The 15,877-nt window shown below is 44.2% G+C and carries 18 protein-coding genes; 1 reads left to right on the top strand and 17 read right to left on the bottom strand.

Annotated features, from left to right (window positions below; all coding sequences use genetic code 11):
• Positions 1-32: 32 nt before the first annotated feature.
• From hisD to DXD06_RS00905, 8 genes are all read right to left on the bottom strand, one after another.
• Positions 33-1,319 (bottom strand): histidinol dehydrogenase, encoded by a 1,287-nt coding sequence (gene hisD / locus DXD06_RS00940; protein WP_022046563.1) that lies wholly within the window; start codon positions 1,317-1,319, stop codon positions 33-35.
• A gap of 10 nt (positions 1,320-1,329) precedes the next feature.
• Entirely contained in the window at positions 1,330-1,974 is a 645-nt protein-coding gene (gene hisG, locus DXD06_RS00935) for an ATP phosphoribosyltransferase (RefSeq protein ID WP_022046564.1), read from the bottom strand.
• Between the two features lie 9 nt (positions 1,975-1,983).
• Positions 1,984-3,177 (bottom strand): ATP phosphoribosyltransferase regulatory subunit, encoded by a 1,194-nt coding sequence (gene hisZ / locus DXD06_RS00930; protein WP_117830327.1) that lies wholly within the window; start codon positions 3,175-3,177, stop codon positions 1,984-1,986.
• Positions 3,178-3,270: 93 nt separating this feature from the next.
• Complete coding sequence (locus DXD06_RS00925; protein ID WP_022046566.1) at positions 3,271-3,804, bottom strand: Holliday junction resolvase RecU; 534 nt, start codon at positions 3,802-3,804, stop codon at positions 3,271-3,273.
• Positions 3,805-3,807: 3 nt separating this feature from the next.
• Positions 3,808-4,773, bottom strand: coding sequence for an RluA family pseudouridine synthase (locus tag DXD06_RS00920; RefSeq protein ID WP_022046567.1), 966 nt, complete (start codon positions 4,771-4,773; stop codon positions 3,808-3,810).
• 8 nt (positions 4,774-4,781) lie between these two features.
• A complete protein-coding gene (locus DXD06_RS00915; RefSeq protein WP_055067848.1) occupies positions 4,782-6,716 on the bottom strand; it encodes a YgiQ family radical SAM protein in 1,935 nt (644 codons plus the stop codon).
• A 4-nt stretch (positions 6,717-6,720) separates the two neighbouring features.
• Positions 6,721-7,446, bottom strand: coding sequence for a pseudouridine synthase (locus tag DXD06_RS00910; RefSeq protein WP_117830326.1), 726 nt, complete (start codon positions 7,444-7,446; stop codon positions 6,721-6,723).
• Positions 7,443-8,894: an aminoacyl-histidine dipeptidase gene (locus DXD06_RS00905; RefSeq protein ID WP_117830325.1), complete on the bottom strand. Its 1,452-nt coding sequence runs from the start codon at positions 8,892-8,894 to the stop codon at positions 7,443-7,445. The genes DXD06_RS00910 and DXD06_RS00905 overlap by 4 nt, the downstream gene beginning before the upstream one ends.
• A 30-nt stretch (positions 8,895-8,924) precedes the next feature.
• Here DXD06_RS00905 and DXD06_RS00900 point away from each other — a divergent pair, with 30 nt between their 5' ends.
• Positions 8,925-9,806: a nucleoside recognition domain-containing protein gene (locus DXD06_RS00900; RefSeq protein ID WP_022046571.1), complete on the top strand. Its 882-nt coding sequence runs from the start codon at positions 8,925-8,927 to the stop codon at positions 9,804-9,806.
• Here the strand turns inward: DXD06_RS00900 and DXD06_RS00895 are convergent.
• From DXD06_RS00895 to DXD06_RS00855, 9 genes are read right to left on the bottom strand one after another with little or no spacing between them, the layout of a single operon-like run.
• On the bottom strand, positions 9,780-10,427 hold the full coding sequence (locus tag DXD06_RS00895) for an ATPase (RefSeq protein ID WP_117830324.1): 648 nt from the start codon (positions 10,425-10,427) through the stop codon (positions 9,780-9,782). The two genes, DXD06_RS00900 and DXD06_RS00895, sit on opposite strands and share 27 nt — an antisense overlap.
• 14 nt (positions 10,428-10,441) lie before the next feature.
• Positions 10,442-10,924, bottom strand: a complete 483-nt coding sequence (gene coaD, locus DXD06_RS00890; protein WP_022046573.1) for a pantetheine-phosphate adenylyltransferase — start codon at positions 10,922-10,924, stop codon at positions 10,442-10,444.
• Between the two features lie 5 nt (positions 10,925-10,929).
• Positions 10,930-11,487 (bottom strand): 16S rRNA (guanine(966)-N(2))-methyltransferase RsmD, encoded by a 558-nt coding sequence (rsmD, locus tag DXD06_RS00885; RefSeq protein ID WP_022046574.1) that lies wholly within the window; start codon positions 11,485-11,487, stop codon positions 10,930-10,932.
• Positions 11,475-11,960 (bottom strand): CinA family protein, encoded by a 486-nt coding sequence (locus DXD06_RS00880; protein WP_117830323.1) that lies wholly within the window; start codon positions 11,958-11,960, stop codon positions 11,475-11,477. Before DXD06_RS00880 ends, rsmD begins: the two co-directional genes overlap by 13 nt.
• Positions 11,960-12,502: a CDP-diacylglycerol--glycerol-3-phosphate 3-phosphatidyltransferase gene (pgsA, locus tag DXD06_RS00875; RefSeq protein WP_022046576.1), complete on the bottom strand. Its 543-nt coding sequence runs from the start codon at positions 12,500-12,502 to the stop codon at positions 11,960-11,962. Before pgsA ends, DXD06_RS00880 begins: the two co-directional genes overlap by 1 nt.
• 11 nt (positions 12,503-12,513) lie before the next feature.
• Positions 12,514-13,842, bottom strand: coding sequence for a 30S ribosomal protein S12 methylthiotransferase RimO (gene rimO, locus DXD06_RS00870; RefSeq protein ID WP_117830322.1), 1,329 nt, complete (start codon positions 13,840-13,842; stop codon positions 12,514-12,516).
• Between the two features lie 54 nt (positions 13,843-13,896).
• Complete coding sequence (rpoZ, locus tag DXD06_RS00865; protein ID WP_022046578.1) at positions 13,897-14,139, bottom strand: DNA-directed RNA polymerase subunit omega; 243 nt, start codon at positions 14,137-14,139, stop codon at positions 13,897-13,899.
• Positions 14,140-14,141: 2 nt separating this feature from the next.
• Positions 14,142-14,804, bottom strand: coding sequence for a guanylate kinase (gene gmk / locus DXD06_RS00860; RefSeq protein WP_055261224.1), 663 nt, complete (start codon positions 14,802-14,804; stop codon positions 14,142-14,144).
• 12 nt (positions 14,805-14,816) lie between these two features.
• Positions 14,817-15,695, bottom strand: a complete 879-nt coding sequence (locus DXD06_RS00855; RefSeq protein WP_117830321.1) for a YicC/YloC family endoribonuclease — start codon at positions 15,693-15,695, stop codon at positions 14,817-14,819.
• Positions 15,696-15,877: the final 182 nt, after the last annotated feature.

Below are 15,877 nucleotides of genomic sequence, written 5' to 3'. Positions count from 1 at the left end.
ATCTGCTCCTTTTAGACTTTCTTTCCCATATACTACTCAAACCGAACGCGGATGGAGTTTGCATGTGCGGTCAGTTTCTCACATTCTGCAAACTGCTCAATATCTTTATGTACTTTTTCAAGCGCTTCCCGTGAGTAAGAAATAATGCTGGACTTTTTAATAAAATCATCCACGGAAAGTGCGGAAAAGAACTTGGCCGTTCCGTTTGTCGGAAGAACATGGTTTGGTCCGGCAAAGTAATCGCCAAGCGGCTCGGAGGAATACTCTCCGATAAAGATAGCACCGGCATTGCGGATCTTTGTCATTACGTGGAACGGATCTGCTGTGACGATTTCCATATGTTCGGATGCAATCGCATTTACGGTATCAATTGCTTCTTCCATATTATCTGCCACAAGAATATATCCGTAATTGTCCAGGGACTTCTGGATGATCTCTTTTCTGGAAAGTTCTGCGACAAACTGATCAATCTCTGCAGATACTTCTTCTGCAAGTTTCTGGCTTGTGGTGATCAGAATTGCAGATGCCATCTCATCATGTTCTGCCTGGGATAACAGATCCGCTGCAACATAGCGTGGATTTGCAGTCTCATCCGCAAGCACTAAAATCTCACTCGGTCCTGCAATGGAATCAATGCTGACATAACCAAACACTGCTTTTTTGGCAAGTGCGACATAAATATTTCCCGGTCCGACAATCTTGTCAACCTTTGGCACACTTTCGGTTCCAAATGCCATGGCAGCAATTGCCTGTGCTCCACCGACTTTATAGATCTCATCAACTCCGGCTTCTTTGGCTGCAACCAGAGTGGAAGGATATACTTTTCCATCTTTGCCTGGTGGCGTACACATTACAATACGGTCTACTCCCGCAACTTTTGCCGGAAGAACATTCATCAGTACGGAAGAAGGATACACGGCCTTTCCGCCCGGAACATAGACACCAACCGTCGCAAGTGCGGTAACTTTTTGTCCAAGAATGATACCGTCCTCTGTCGTAAACCAGGAATTCTGTACCTGTTTTTCATGATATTTTTTGATATTTACAAGAGACTTGCGGATCACTGCAAGCAATGTCGTGTCAACCTGCTCATAGGCCTCGGCAATCTCTTCTTCTGTTACAAGAATATTGCCGGCATTGATGTCCGCGCCGTCAAACTGCTTGGTATAATTAAAAACTGCCTGATCGCGGTTATTTCGCACTTCTTCAATAATGGCGTTTACACGGCCTTCAAACTCACCGTAATTATTCGGGCTTCTTTTTAAGAGATTCTGCAGAATATCTTTTCTGGTATCCTCTGTAAGTTTTAAAATTCTCATGATGTCCCTCCTAAATGACTTTTTTCAAATCGCGGATCAGTTTTGTGATTCGTTCATTTTCCATTTTCATACTTACCTGGTTTACGACCACGCGTGCAGAAAGCGGACAAACTTCCTCTAACACCGTCAGCCCGTTTTCACGCAAGGTCGTACCTGTCTCTACTATATCACAGATTACCTCTGATAGTCCAACGATCGGTGCAAGTTCGATGGAACCATTCAGCTTGATAATCTCAACCGTCTGATGTTTTTTGTTATAAAAATAATCTTTGGCAATCCGCGGATACTTGGTTGCCACACGGATCTGTTCATGATGCTGCAAAAGTTCCGCAGCACTTTCCGGTCCACAGATGCACATTTTGCATTTGCCGAATCCAAGATCCAGCACTTCATAAATATTTCTCGACTCTTCTAAAATCGTGTCTTTTCCGACAATTCCAATATCGGCTGCACCATACTCTACATATGTAGGCACATCCGGTCCCTTGGCAAGAAAAAACCGAAGTCCAAGTTCCTCATTGACAAAGATCAGTTTACGGGTATCCGGATCACGGATCTCATCACAGGTGATTCCTATTTTTTCAAACAGTTCGAGTGTCTTTTTTGCCAGACGTCCCTTTCCCAGTGCAAACGTCAGATATCTCTTTTCTTCCATGATCTCCTCCTATGCTTCCTCTATAAATTCTACTTTTGAAACGTGATCCTTCATGGCATAGCTCAGATAATCATCTTTGCTCCGGCCTTCCTGCATCTGGATCAGAGAAACCGAAATTCCCTGAGCGCGAAGTTCTTTCGCTTTTTCTACTGCTTCCGCAATCTTATTTTCCGCGTAAACGATCATCTGATTTTTCTCTTCGGACGGAAGTGTGATCTTTTGTCTGGAAAGAGCGGAAAGAAGCTGGTCCACAACAATGGCAAAACCAATGGCCGGTGCTTTTCTTCCGAAATATGTAAGCAGCCTGTCATAGCGTCCTCCCTTTACCACAGGTTCTCCTGTTCCAAACGTATATCCTGCAAAAATAATACCGGTATAATAATGGTAATTGCTGATGATTCCGAGTTCAAACGAAACGTATTTTTCAATTCCGTATAACCGCAGAAACGATCCGAGTTTTTCCAGATCAGTAATTGCGGAAAGAATGTTCGGGTAATCCGAAGCAAGAGACTTTGCCTCAGCAAGTTCTTCTACCTGTGTCTCAAAACTTCCGAGAAGGGAAAACAGTTTCTTTAACGTGTTATTTAAATGCATTCCCTCTACCATTTCTTCCACACCGAAATAATTTTTATTGGCAAGCAGTTCTCTTAATTCCTGCTGCTGTTCCTCATCAAGTCCTGCCGCCTCTGCCAGCCCGCGGAAAAACTGTGCATGTCCCACCGAGATCTGAAATTCTTTCAGTCCGCTCGAAAGAAGGGACTCCACTACCATGGCAAGTATTTCTGCGTCAGCGGCAACCGTTCCGTCTCCGATCAGCTCCGCACCGCACTGTGTCGTTTCCTTTAATCGTCCCTGATACGCGTTGGAATTGATAAACGTGTTTCCCATATAACAAAGTTTTACCGGCATATCATCCTCGGTATAGTACTTTGCAGCACTTCTTGCAATAGATGGAGTAAAATCCGGACGAAGTACCAGCGTACTTCCGTCCTTGTCAAAAAACTTATACAGATCTTTGGATGGTGTTGTACCGATTTCTTTTCCAAAAATATTAAAAAATTCAAACGTTGGTGTCTGAATATCACGATATCCATATTGACGCAATACATCGTGTAATCTCTCCTGCAACAGTAGTTTCTGTTTGCACTCTCCGTTATAAATATCCCGGACTCCGTCCGGCGTATGTAACATCTGGTCTGTCATAATCGAACCTCTCGCTTTACTATTTTAAAGTGATACCGTGATAATTTGGTAGCACATGAAACAACGCTATTATAAGAAATATTCCAAAGATTGTCAATCCCTGTCCTCTAAATCCTTCTGGAGAACCTGAAGATAGGGAATCAGTACCCCTGATACCTTTGGCAGAAAATAGGCCGGATTCAGCTCCTCATACCGAAAGCTTTTCCGTCCACCATCCAGAGCCCGGTTCCAGAACTTCTCCAGATCGGAAAAACGCAGATAATAAAATTCCTCCCTGTGCGTAAAAGATATCAGAAGAAACGCTATTCCCTCCTGCTTTTCAAACTGCTCCATAAAAGCCACCTGATGCGGATGAACATTGGCAAGCGGAAAGGTGTCGGTGTTGCATTCTTTTGCATCGAAACACACCGGAATTCCCTGTACAGCTCCAATATAATCCACGGTACTTTTCTGTTCAAAATAGGCAAGTGTGATGTGTCTGGTTTCTTTATCAATATTAATAGGAGTAATCGGTGTCGGGATCTTCTGGATCAGCGCCAGACCGTTGTGTGCATATTTTTCGTTTGTACGGTTTAAAAGATCCTCCAGTGTTGATCCGCGCAGTCCCCTTGAATTCCAGGTCGGCATCTGCTATCCACGCTCCTTTTCCATAATTTCTTTAAATATTTCGGGCATCGGAGCAGTAAAAACTCTTCCGTCCGGAAATTCCAGACGATACGCATGAAGCAGCTGATGATCCACATGAAAGGTACTATAAAATTTGTGATTCACTGACGGGTCCCCATACTTGCGATCTCCGATAACCGGATGACCGACAGATGCCAGATGTGCACGAATCTGATGTGTTTTTCCGGTAATCAGGCAGATTTCCAACAGACTGCATGTTCCTTTCGCCTGTACGGACGTATAAGAAGTCTCAATCCGTACAGCATCTTTTTGTTCCTGTGTCAGAATCTTTACCTGATTGGTATGTTCGTCTTTGATAAGCCATCCGGACAGATGTACCGGTTTTGTAACGTTCCCGGATACAATGGCACGGTAAAATTTATGAATGGTACGTTCCCGCAGCCCCTCGGAAAGCATCTGCGCGCCGGCAAGCGTTTTGCCCATCAGAAGAAGTCCTGTCGTATTGCGGTCCAGCCGGTTGCACACTGACGGACGAAACGTGCCGAATGTCTCCAGAGAAAGTGCCCCGCTCCGGATCAGATAGCCGAGCAGATATTCATTGGCAGACAGATCCTGTTCTTTTGCTTTCTGGGAAAGCATATTGTATGGCTTATCCGCGATGAGAATATCCGTATCTTCATAAATGATGGAAAGCCCCTTCATTGGCAGACGCTGCAGCATGTGAAACTCTTCCTGCAGTTTTTTTGTATCCTGCATAAATTTATGCAGTGTTTCATCACTGAAAAACACTGCTACCTGCGCGCCTTTTTGCAGCGTCTCCTTCCCGGTCGCTTTTTTTCCGTCCAAAGTAATATTCTTTTTTCGAAGCATCTTATATAAAAAACTGACCGATGCATTGGGCAGCAGTTTTTTTAAATATTTATCAAACCGCTGGTTGGCATCATTCGTGCCGATGGTAAATGTTTTCATAACGTTTCCTACTTCTTTTTATGGATGTTGCGGATGGTTTTCTTTTTGTGTTTTGCGGTCACCATCTTTCCGGCAGCAGCCTTGCCTGCCGGTGCCTTCTTTCCCTGTCTGGATGACCGGTAGGAAGTACCCGCGTCTTTTTTCGGCCGGCGCGGACGGATCAGACATTTGGAATCAAATCCGATCAGATCCTGACGTCCTGCTTTGATTAATGCTTCATGTACCAGATCGTAATTTTTCGGGTTGCGATACTGGATCAGTGCACGCTGCATGGCTTTTTCATGCGGATTGGTTGCCACATATACAGGTTCCATTGTCCGCGGGTCCAGTCCTGTATAATACATGCAGGTAGAAATCGTTGACGGTGTCGGATAAAAATCCTGTACCTGTTCCGGCATGTAACCTAAATCCCGCAGATACTCTGCCAGTTCAACCGCTTCTTTCAGCGTCGATCCCGGATGGGAAGACATCAGATACGGCACAAGATACTGCTCTTTTCCGATTTTTTTATTCATATCTTTATACGCTTTTACAAAACTGTTATACACTTCCACACTTGGCTTTCCCAGTTTCTGTAAAACGGTATTGCTGATATGTTCCGGTGCCACCTTCAACTGCCCGCTCACATGATGCTCGCACAGTTCCCGCAAAAATGTACGATCCTTATCATACATCAGATAATCAAAACGGATACCCGAACGGATAAATACTTTTTTCACACCCGGAAGCACCCGCAGCTTTTTCAAAAGGGCAATGTAATCCTTATGGTCTACTTCCAGATTCTTACATGGTTTTGGGAACAGGCACTGTTTCGTCGGACAGGCTCCCTTCGTCATCTGCTTTTTGCATGCCGGTGCACGGAAATTCGCCGTAGGTCCCCCGACATCATGGATATACCCTTTGAAGTCCGGTTCCTGAATGATCTGTTTTGCCTCGTCAATGATCGACTCATGGCTTCTCGTCTGGATAATTCTGCCCTGATGAAACGTCAGCGCACAGAAACTGCATCCTCCAAAACATCCGCGGTTGCTGATCAGGGAAAACTTAATCTCCCGGATCGCAGGAACCCCTCCGTCTTTTTCATATGACGGATGATAATTCCGCATATACGGAAGTGCATAGACTTCATCCATTTCCGTCTGTGTCAATGGCTTTGCCGGTGGATTCTGCACAACAAATGTGGTTCCACCGTAAGGCTCAAACAGGCGCTTTCCGGAAAATGGATCTGTATTACAGTACTGCTTATAAAAACTCTGCGCAAACGAACGCTTATTTTCTTTGATCTCATCATAATCCGGTAACTCGATGGCATCATAGATCAGATCACGGTTTTTTGTTTTAAATACGGTTCCGTCAATAAAGGTAATATCATGCACATCGATTCCGGCATTCAATGCATCTGCGATTTCAATGATACTGTGTTCTCCCATTCCATAAGAAATCAGATCTGCACCGGAATCAAGCAGGATCGAACGTTTCACCTTGTTGGACCAGTAATCATAATGTGCCAGACGGCGCAGACTGGCTTCAATTCCACCGATAATGATCGGGGTCTTCTTGTATGTATGCCGGATCAGATTACAGTACACCACGGTAGCATAATCCGGTCGCTTTCCCATTACGCCTCCCGGGGTATAGGAATCGGTTGCACGGCGTTTTTTGGATACCGAATAATGATTCACCATAGAATCCATATTTCCGGCAGAAACCAAAAAGCCAAGTCTTGGAACGCCAAGCACGGAAATAGAAGCATCATCCTTCCAGTCCGGCTGCGCAATGATGCCCACCGTATAGCCATGTGCCTCCAGCAGTCTGGCAATGATTGCATGACCAAAAGACGGATGATCTACATATGCGTCTCCGCACACATATACAAAATCCAGCTGTTTAATCCCGCGTTCCTGCATATCCTGTTTTGAAATCGGCAGATACCCTTCGTACATAATTTTATACTCCTGATGATTGTTTATTTTCCGCTTCTTTTTTCAGGGAAGCCAGTTCCTGTTCCGTAAGTTTACGGTAAGTTGCCTTTTCTAATGTTCCAAGTGTAAGTGTTCCCATGGAGATCCGTTTCAGATATGTCACCTTACATCCAACCGACGCAAACATACGCTTCACCTGGTGAAATCTGCCTTCCGAAATCGTAAGTTCCGCCTCATGGTTCCCAAGGATTTTGAGATCTGCCGGAAGTGTGCGCTTCTCATCGCCGATGTCCACGCCCTCTGCAAATTGTCCTGTCGTCGTATCTGGAATTTTCTGATCTACCTGTACAAAATACGTTTTTTTGACATGGTATGCCGGTGACAGCAGGCGATGCGTGAGTTCTCCGTCATTTGTAATCAGCAAAAAACCTTCCGTATCCTTATCCAGTCTTCCGACCGGTGCAAACTCCTTTCGCATGGACTCCGGGAAGAAATCCATAACCGTCCGGTTTAACCGGTCACATCTTGCCGTCACACAGCCCGCCGGTTTATGAAAGAGATAATAGGAATACTTCTCATAAATCACCGGACGATGATCAAACAGAATCTGATCCTGTTCCGGATCAACCTTAAGATCCGGTTTCTTTGCCACCGCATCATTTACCGTAATTCGCCCCTCGCGGATTCGTTTTTTCACATCGGTGCGTGTGCCGACGCCGGAATCCGCCAGGAATTTGTCCAGGCGAATCATACGTTTGCCTGCTGCAGAAATGCAACCAGGAAATCCCATACTCTTGCGGTAGATGTAATGGATAAATGCTCTTTTGGCGTGTGAATGTCAAAATTGTCCGGTCCGAAAGAAACGCAGTCGAGATCCGGAATTTTTTCAGAAAGAAGGCCACACTCCAGCCCTGCATGAATCGTGGAAAATACAGGTTTTTTATGAAACAGCTCTTCGTATACTTTTTCTACCTGCGGACGCAGCGCAGAATCCGTGCGATACTCCCACGCCGGATAATCACCTTCCACTTCTGCTTCTCCTCCAAGCATCTCCACAAGCATCGTAACACGTGCACACAGATCTTCTTTGCGGGTTTTTACACTGCTTCGGATCGAAGTAAGCGACGTCAAGGCATCTTCTTTTAATTCCAGAATTCCAAGATTTAAGGAAGTTTCTACCTGACCGTTTAACAGCTGGCTCATATGCTGAATTCCGTTTGGCACATTGCGCAGATAAAAAATCACACGGCTTACCGAATGATAATCTAATATTTCCGCTTCAGCATTGCCCTGTTCTTCTATCAGCACCTGCACGCCCGGATCTGTTTCCACCAGTTCTTTTTTTAATATTTCATTCAGTTCTTTTACATATTCACAGACAATCTGCGTATTTTCTGCCGGAATCAGGATTTCTGCCTCACATTCTCTTGGAATTGCATTGTCCTTTAACCCACCATGCAAAGTGAGAATTCCAAACGGGGAACGAGAAAAGATTCCATACAGCAGGCGTCCCATCAAAAGATCTGCATTTCCATGTTCTTTATCGATCTCACTGCCGGAATGTCCGCCGGAAAGCCCGGTCACAATAAGAGAAAGTTTCTTTCCCGTCTGTCTGACACGGGTTACGGGAATGGAAACATTTAATGCCATACCGCCCGCACAGCCGGTCAGGAAAATTCCCTCTTCATCACTGTCAATATTTAACATGGTATGTCCGGTCAGCATAGACAGATCCATGACAGCCGCCCCCAGCATTCCGATTTCTTCATCCACGGTAATCACAACTTCTAATTTCGGATGGGAAATTTCATCTGATTCCAAAATTGCCAGCGCATATGCCACTGCAATTCCGTCATCTCCGCCAAGCGTTGTCCCTTCTGCCTTCAGGAAATCTCCATCTACATACAGGCGCAGCCCTTCTTTATCCATGTCAAGATTACAGTCTTTTTCTTTTTCACAGACCATATCCATGTGTCCCTGAATGATGATCGCCGGAGCCTTTTCATAACCTTTGGATGCTTCCTTGACAAGAACCACATTGTTTGCTTCATCCTGATACCAGGTCAGTGCGTGTTCTTTTGCAAATTTTACCAGGTAATCACTGATCGCTTTGGTGTTTCCCGATCCATGTGGAATTGCTGCGATCTGCTTGAAATAATAAAATACCCTTTCCGGATATAAATGCTCTAATGTACTCATATACTCCTCCTGTCTCACATAAACTGTATCATGAAAAAATTTGTATTTACTCTTCTCTGTTGCATACTGTTTTTGTTTTTTATCTGTTTCCCCCACGCAGCAGTTTCGGCATCAAAACAAGGGCTGCAGCTGTGGTTTACACAGATTCTTCCGACGCTGCTTCCTTTTTGTGTCCTCTCGTATGTCATTCTGCGCAGTGAAATTCTTCCAAAAAAATTTTCTGCCTGCTACATCGTACTGTGTGGTTTTTTGTTTGGATTTCCCATCGGCTGCAAACTGACTGCCGACTTTTACAGCAGTAACTATATCTCCCGGGAAAAAGCCTCTGCCTTATGCTGCTTTACAAACAACTTAAGTCCCGTATTTGTCATAACCGCCATTCAGGAAATTTTGCAGCTTCCGTTATCTCCTGTATACGTTTTTCTGATCTATGGCATTCCGTTTTTGTATGGAATGAGTATGCTGTTATTATATCACAGAACCCCTTCTTCTACACAAAAAGAAACGGCATCAAGATTTCATATGGATATGCAAATCATTGATGCCGGCATCATTCACGGATTTGAAACCCTGATCAAAATATGCGGCTATATCATCCTGTTTTCCATTTTCTGCGAAATGCTGCAGACACTGCCGTTTCCGGCGCATTGGTTTTCGCTGGCCGCCACCGGATTCTTAGAAGTTACAAACGGTGTTGCGCTGCTTTCCACCTCTGCCTGCACCAGACAGATAAAATCTCTTCTGGCAGTGTTATTCCTGTCATGGGGAGGATTGTCCGGCATTTTTCAGGTCTCTTCCATCCTTCACCAGACCGGACTCTCGCTCCGGAACTATGTATTACAGAAAATAATCCTCTTACTGTTAACCGTTGGATGCTGTATTCCTTTACTTTTCCTGGGCATCCTCATCTGAAGCTGAAATATTGGTAATCTGTGGCTCCTCTGCAGACTCTGCTGCCTGTCCGGCAGAAGCGGCTGCCTCCTCTGCTGCTTCTGTCTGTGGAAACAGCTGTGCCCGGTTCTTTGTCACTACATCAAGGAACCCCTGCAGTGAAGAAATCAGACTGTCATACCGCGCCTGAGAAGTCTCGATGGAATTAGACAAAACCTCCTCGATCTCATGCAGCTGGTCATCCGCATATCCCATGGCACTGACACGCAGACTGTTTGCCTCATTGGTAGCATTGTCTAAAATTTCCTGGGCCTGCTTGGTTGCGATCATAACAACTTCATTTGCCTGTGCATATGCCTGCTGCATAATCTGATGCTCGCTGACAAGTTCGTTGGTCTGCACCTGTGCCTGTGCAATGATCTGATCCGCCTTCGCCTGTGCATCTGCTAAAATTGCTTCCTTATTGCTGATAATCTTCTGATAACGCTTTACTTCTTCCGGTGTTTTGGCGCGAAGTTCCGCAATAAGTTCTTCTAATTCTTCTTTGTTGACAATAATCTTTGTACTTGAGAGCGGCTGAAATTTACAGCCATCAATATACTCTTCGATTTCCTCAATAATCTGTTCCATCTTACTGCTCATAGTGAAAATCTCTCCTATCTGTTCTCATATTTCTTATAAATCCGTTCAATAAAACGTTCCGGTACAAAGTTGGAAATATCTCCACCGTAGGACGCAAATTCCTTGACAATTGTCGAACTTAAATAGGAATAAGAAAGATCACTTGTCAGGAAAATGGTTTCAATATTAGAATCCTGCACATGGTTCGCCTGTGCGATCTGCAGCTCGTACTCAAAATCTGTCACTGCACGAAGCCCACGCACGATAATGGTAGCATCTATTTTATTCATAAACTCTACCAACAGACCATCAAAGGACGCCACCGTAACGTTTGGAATATCCTTTGTCATCTCTTCTATCATACTAACACGTTCTTCTAAAGAAAACAACGAATTTTTTGCGCTGTTGTTGAGCACTCCGACGACCAGCTCATCCACAATTCTTGAAGCACGGTTGATGATGTCCATATGTCCGAATGTCAGTGGATCAAAACTTCCCGGATAAATTGCTTTTTTCATGTTTGTTATACCCTCTTCTGTTGAATAAAGACATGCATGTTTGTCTTATATTTTTTGAACTTTATCACGGAAAATCCCAGCTCATCCAGATAAGAAAAATCCGTATCCAGCGATGCTTCCACAATAATCATGGTGTCAGGTTTCAACACACTTGATTTTGAAAGGAAACGCAGCACATCTTCTTCAAGTCCCTGCCGGTATGGCGGGTCCATAAAAATAATATCAAATGTATATTTTCCCTCCAGACTGCTGATTCCGCTGATCACATCCGTGGTAAGCAGTCTGGATTCCTTCGTAAATTTTGTGAATGCAATATTATCTTCAATGCATTTGGCCGCTTTCCGGTTATTCTCAATAAAAACCGCATACAAAGCTCCGCGGCTGATTGCTTCTAACCCGATCTGACCGCTGCCCGCAAACAGATCCAGGAAATAACATCCCGGCACATCATTCTGCAGCATATTGAATAATGTCTCTTTGATCTTGTCTGTTGTCGGGCGCGTTTCCAGCCCCTCAATTGTTTTCAGCGGCAGGCTGCGCGCTGTTCCTGCTATGATTCGCATAAGGTTCCTCCATATGTTTTGATGATACACCGCTCCAGAAATGCAATGGCATATGCCGCAGCCGCATGTCTTATTTCACTTCTTGTACCGGTAAAATGTTCTGTCCCGGAAAATATCTTTCCCTGCACAAAACATCCAAAACAGACCGTTCCCACCGGAGTCTTTAAAGTTCCTCCCCCGGGTCCGGCAACCCCCGTTGTAGCCACCGCACATCCCGCGTGTGCCTGTTTTGCAGCACCTTCCGCCATCTCACGTGCGGTCTGTTCACTCACGACACCATAATCGGAAATGGTCTCCGGCAATACTCCCAGTATCTTTTCTTTTGCTTCGGGAGCATAAGTGATATATCCCTCTTTAAAATAATCGGAAATTCCCGGAATATCTACCAGTGCAGACGCTACCAGTCCTCCGGTACAGCTCTCGGCTGTCGTCACCAGCAGCTGGTGTTCTGCCAGAAGTCTGTCAATTTTCATTAGTTCTGATCCTTTAATACTTCTTTGTTTTTTGCGATATAATCAATCAGAGATACGACGGTAAGTACCAGGGAAATATAAATAAATACCGTTCCGAGTACTGTAAATACCGTATTTTGAATATTCAGTACCAGAAGAATCACGGTAACCATCTGGGATGCGGTTTTAAACTTGCCCCAGTAGCTTGCAGCGATCACGACACCATTGTCTGCAGCAATCAGACGGAATCCGCTGATAATAAACTCGCGGGAAATAATCACAATCACAATCCATGCCGGAATTCTGTCAAGTGCAATCAAACAGATCAGTGCAGAGCAGACCAGAAGCTTGTCTGCCAGCGGGTCCATAAACTTTCCGAAATTTGTTACAAGATTGTACTTTCTTGCAATTTTTCCATCCAGAAAATCCGTCAGGCTTGCGACAATAAAAATAACAAGCGCAATGTAATTTCCATACCCTTCAAAGTATGGAGCTAACAGGAAAAATACAAAAAACGGAATAAGAATCACACGGAAAGTTGTTAATTTATTTGGTAAATTCATAATTGTTCCTCCTATTTTACAATCGTAGCGATCAGGTCATATTCATATGCACCGGTAACTTCCACCTTCACAATATCTCCGGTTAAAAGTTCTTCGTCTGTATTGATAAAAATATATCCGTCTACATTTGGCGCATCCCGGTAGGTTCTGCCGACGTAGGTATTGTTTTCATCCGCAACCTGTCCTTCGATAAACGCATACAAAACCGTACCTTTCATGGCTTCATTCCTGTCAAAAATCACTTCTTCCTGAAGTTCCATGACGTCTGCCTGCCATTCCTCTTTTTGTTCCTGCGGCACCTGATCCGGCATTTCCGCTGCCGGTGTCCCTTCCTCCGCGGAATAAGTAAACGCTCCGAGACGGTCAAATTCCATATCATTGACAAACTGCATCAGTTCTTCGTGCTGCTCTTTTGTCTCCCCCGGGAATCCGCAGATCAAAGAGGTCCGCAAGGTGATATCCGGGACACGTTTTCTCAAATAATGGATTCTCTCGATCAGTTCCTTTTTATTTGTTTTTCTTCCCATGCGCTGCAAAATTGTATCGTTGCAGTGCTGGACCGGCATGTCCAGATAGTGACAGACCTTTTTATCCTTAATCATGGAATCGATCAGTTCCTCATAGATTTCCTCCGGATAACAGTACATAATACGAATCCAGAACAGACCGGAAATCCCGTTCAGGCGGTCTAACAATTCATGCAGGCATTTTTTCCCATACAGATCCACACCGTAAAGCGTTGTCTCCTGCGCAACAAGGATCAGTTCCTTTACGCCTCCTGCAACCAGTTCTTCTGCTGACGTAACCAGCTCGTCCATCGGAACACTGCGGTAACGTCCGCGCACAGACGGGATCACACAGTAGGTGCAGTTTTTGTTGCATCCCTCTGCAATTTTCAGATATGCATAATGTCCACCTGTCGTAACCGTCCGTTTGGTCGACAGCTGCGGCAGTCCGCTGAGCGTATGAAAATTTTTATAAAATTTATGCTGCAGGGTCTCCTCGAGTGCCTCTACAATGGAATCATAGGAATTGGTTCCTAAAATAGCATCTACTTCCGGTATTTCTTTTTTCACTTCATCCTGATAACGCTGTGTCAGGCAGCCGGTGACAATGAGTGATTTACAGCAGCCTGTTTTTTTCTGCTCTGCCATTTCCAGAATGGTGTTAATGCTTTCTTCTTTTGCATCGCCGATAAAACAGCAGCTGTTGACAATAATGATATCCGCTTCCGTTTCATCATCCGTCAGTTCAATTCCATGACTGGTAAGCATACCGATCATGTACTCGGAATCTACCAGATTTTTGTCACATCCGAGTGAAACAAATAATAATTTCATATAACCTCTCACTTGAAAAAGGGAATGACAGTTGTCACTCCCTTTTGGTATTTCTTAGTTTTCGTCCTCTCCAGGTACAATCTTTACTTCTCCGCGGTATAACTCTTCCACGGCAATGGAAAGCGGCTTGTTGCAGACCGGATCATCAATCAGTGGTTTTGCTCCGGCAATGATCTGTCTTGCACGCTTTGCTGTGGCAAGAACGATGGAGTAACGGCTGTTTACCACCGGTTCTTCACCGATTTCGCCCTCGTCATTTACAACTTTCATTAATTCAACATAAGATGGATGTATCATATTCATTCTCCTTTCGAAAAGCTTTTGAGATTTTCTCTCATTTGATTAATAAAATCTATATTAGCAGATACCCGATACTCCTGATCCCTTCCGGTATTTTGTGACTGCTCATCACAGATCAGCTGATCAATCAAAGCCGATGCGTGATCCACCGTATCGTTTACCACTAAATAATCATAATTTTCAATTCCTTCGGATTCCTCACATGCACGTGCAAGCCGTGCCGCAATGACCTCCGGAGTCTCTGTACCGCGTCCGACCAGACGGTCACGCAGTGTCCCGGCATCCGGTGCCGTAACAAACATCAGGACAGCATCTTTTATTTTTTCTTTTACTTTTAATGCTCCCTGTATCTCAATCTCTAAAATTACATTCTTTCCGAGATTTAAATTTTCCTCCACATAAGAACGAGGAGTTCCATAAGAGTGGCTGACATATTTTGCATATTCTAAAAAATCATCCTTCTGAATCATGGAATCAAACGTTTCGTCCGTCACAAAAAAATAATCCACACCATCTTTTTCTCCCGGTCTCGGATCTCTGGTAGTTGCGGAAACCGACAGTGCATACCTGTCCGGATGTGCTGCCAGCAGTGCTTTCATCAGAGTTCCTTTGCCCGCTCCGGAAAATCCGGAAATAACAACTAACTTTCCTTTCTGTTCCATAACGCGCTTCCTTTATTCTATATTTTGGATCTGTTCGCGGATCTTTTCGATTCCGGTCTTCAGATTAATTCCCACATCTGAAATTTCAATATTATTTGCCTTTGAGAGAATCGTATTTGCTTCACGGTTCATCTCCTGTGCAATAAAATCGAGTTTGCGTCCTACCGGACCGCCCTCTGAAAGTGTCTCCTTCATCGAGGTAATATGGCTGCGCAGACGCACGGTTTCTTCATCCACACACACCTTGTCTGCATAGATCGTAACCTCTGTCGCAATTCTTCCCTCATCGATCTGGGTATCTCCCAAAAGTTCCTGGATCTTTTCCGTCAGATGGCTGCGGTATTCCTGCATAATCTGCGGAGAACGCTCCTCAATGAAATCCACTCCGGCAAGCAGGTCATCTAACTTCTCACAGAGATCCTTCTTTAAGTTCTCTCCTTCCCGGATACGGGTCTCAACGAATTGTTCACATGCTCCGCAGATTGCCTTCTGCAATCCATTCCAGAGCTCTTCTTCGTCCATTTCCTGTTCTTCCATAACAAAGACATCCGGATAACGGGACAGTGTGCTTACCCGCACATCATTTTCCAGATGGAATGTTTCTGCCATGGCATTCAGATATTTTAAATACTCACCGGCAAGTCCCTCATTATACTTAAGTGCATAATTGTCCTCCGTATAGTCCTCATAGGAAATATACAGATCCACTTTGCCTCGTTCAATATATTTTTTTAACAGACTGCGGATCGCACTCTCAAAAAAATTTAACTTTTTCGGCATCTTCATGTTTACATCAAGATACCGGTGATTTACGGATTTCAGTTCCACGGTAAATTTGCGTTTTTCATCTGCAATCTCACAGCGCCCAAATCCGGTCATGCTTTTAATCATTTTACTTTCTCCCAAATATCATGCACATATCTATGCATAGATAAATGTATTATAATGCTTCTTTGCCGTTTCGTCAAATGTTCTTGCAAAAAATGTATACAAAAGATATCCACTTTCTGCATATAGACAAAAGACTTGGAAATTACTATAATGATTCATGAGTTTGAAAAACACTATAATCA

Origin of the sequence: Roseburia sp. TF10-5, from assembly GCF_003462365.1 — a bacterium.
Taxonomy (GTDB): Bacteria; Bacillota; Clostridia; order Lachnospirales; family Lachnospiraceae; genus Roseburia; species Roseburia faecis.
This window is presented reverse-complemented; position numbering and strand designations above follow the sequence as displayed.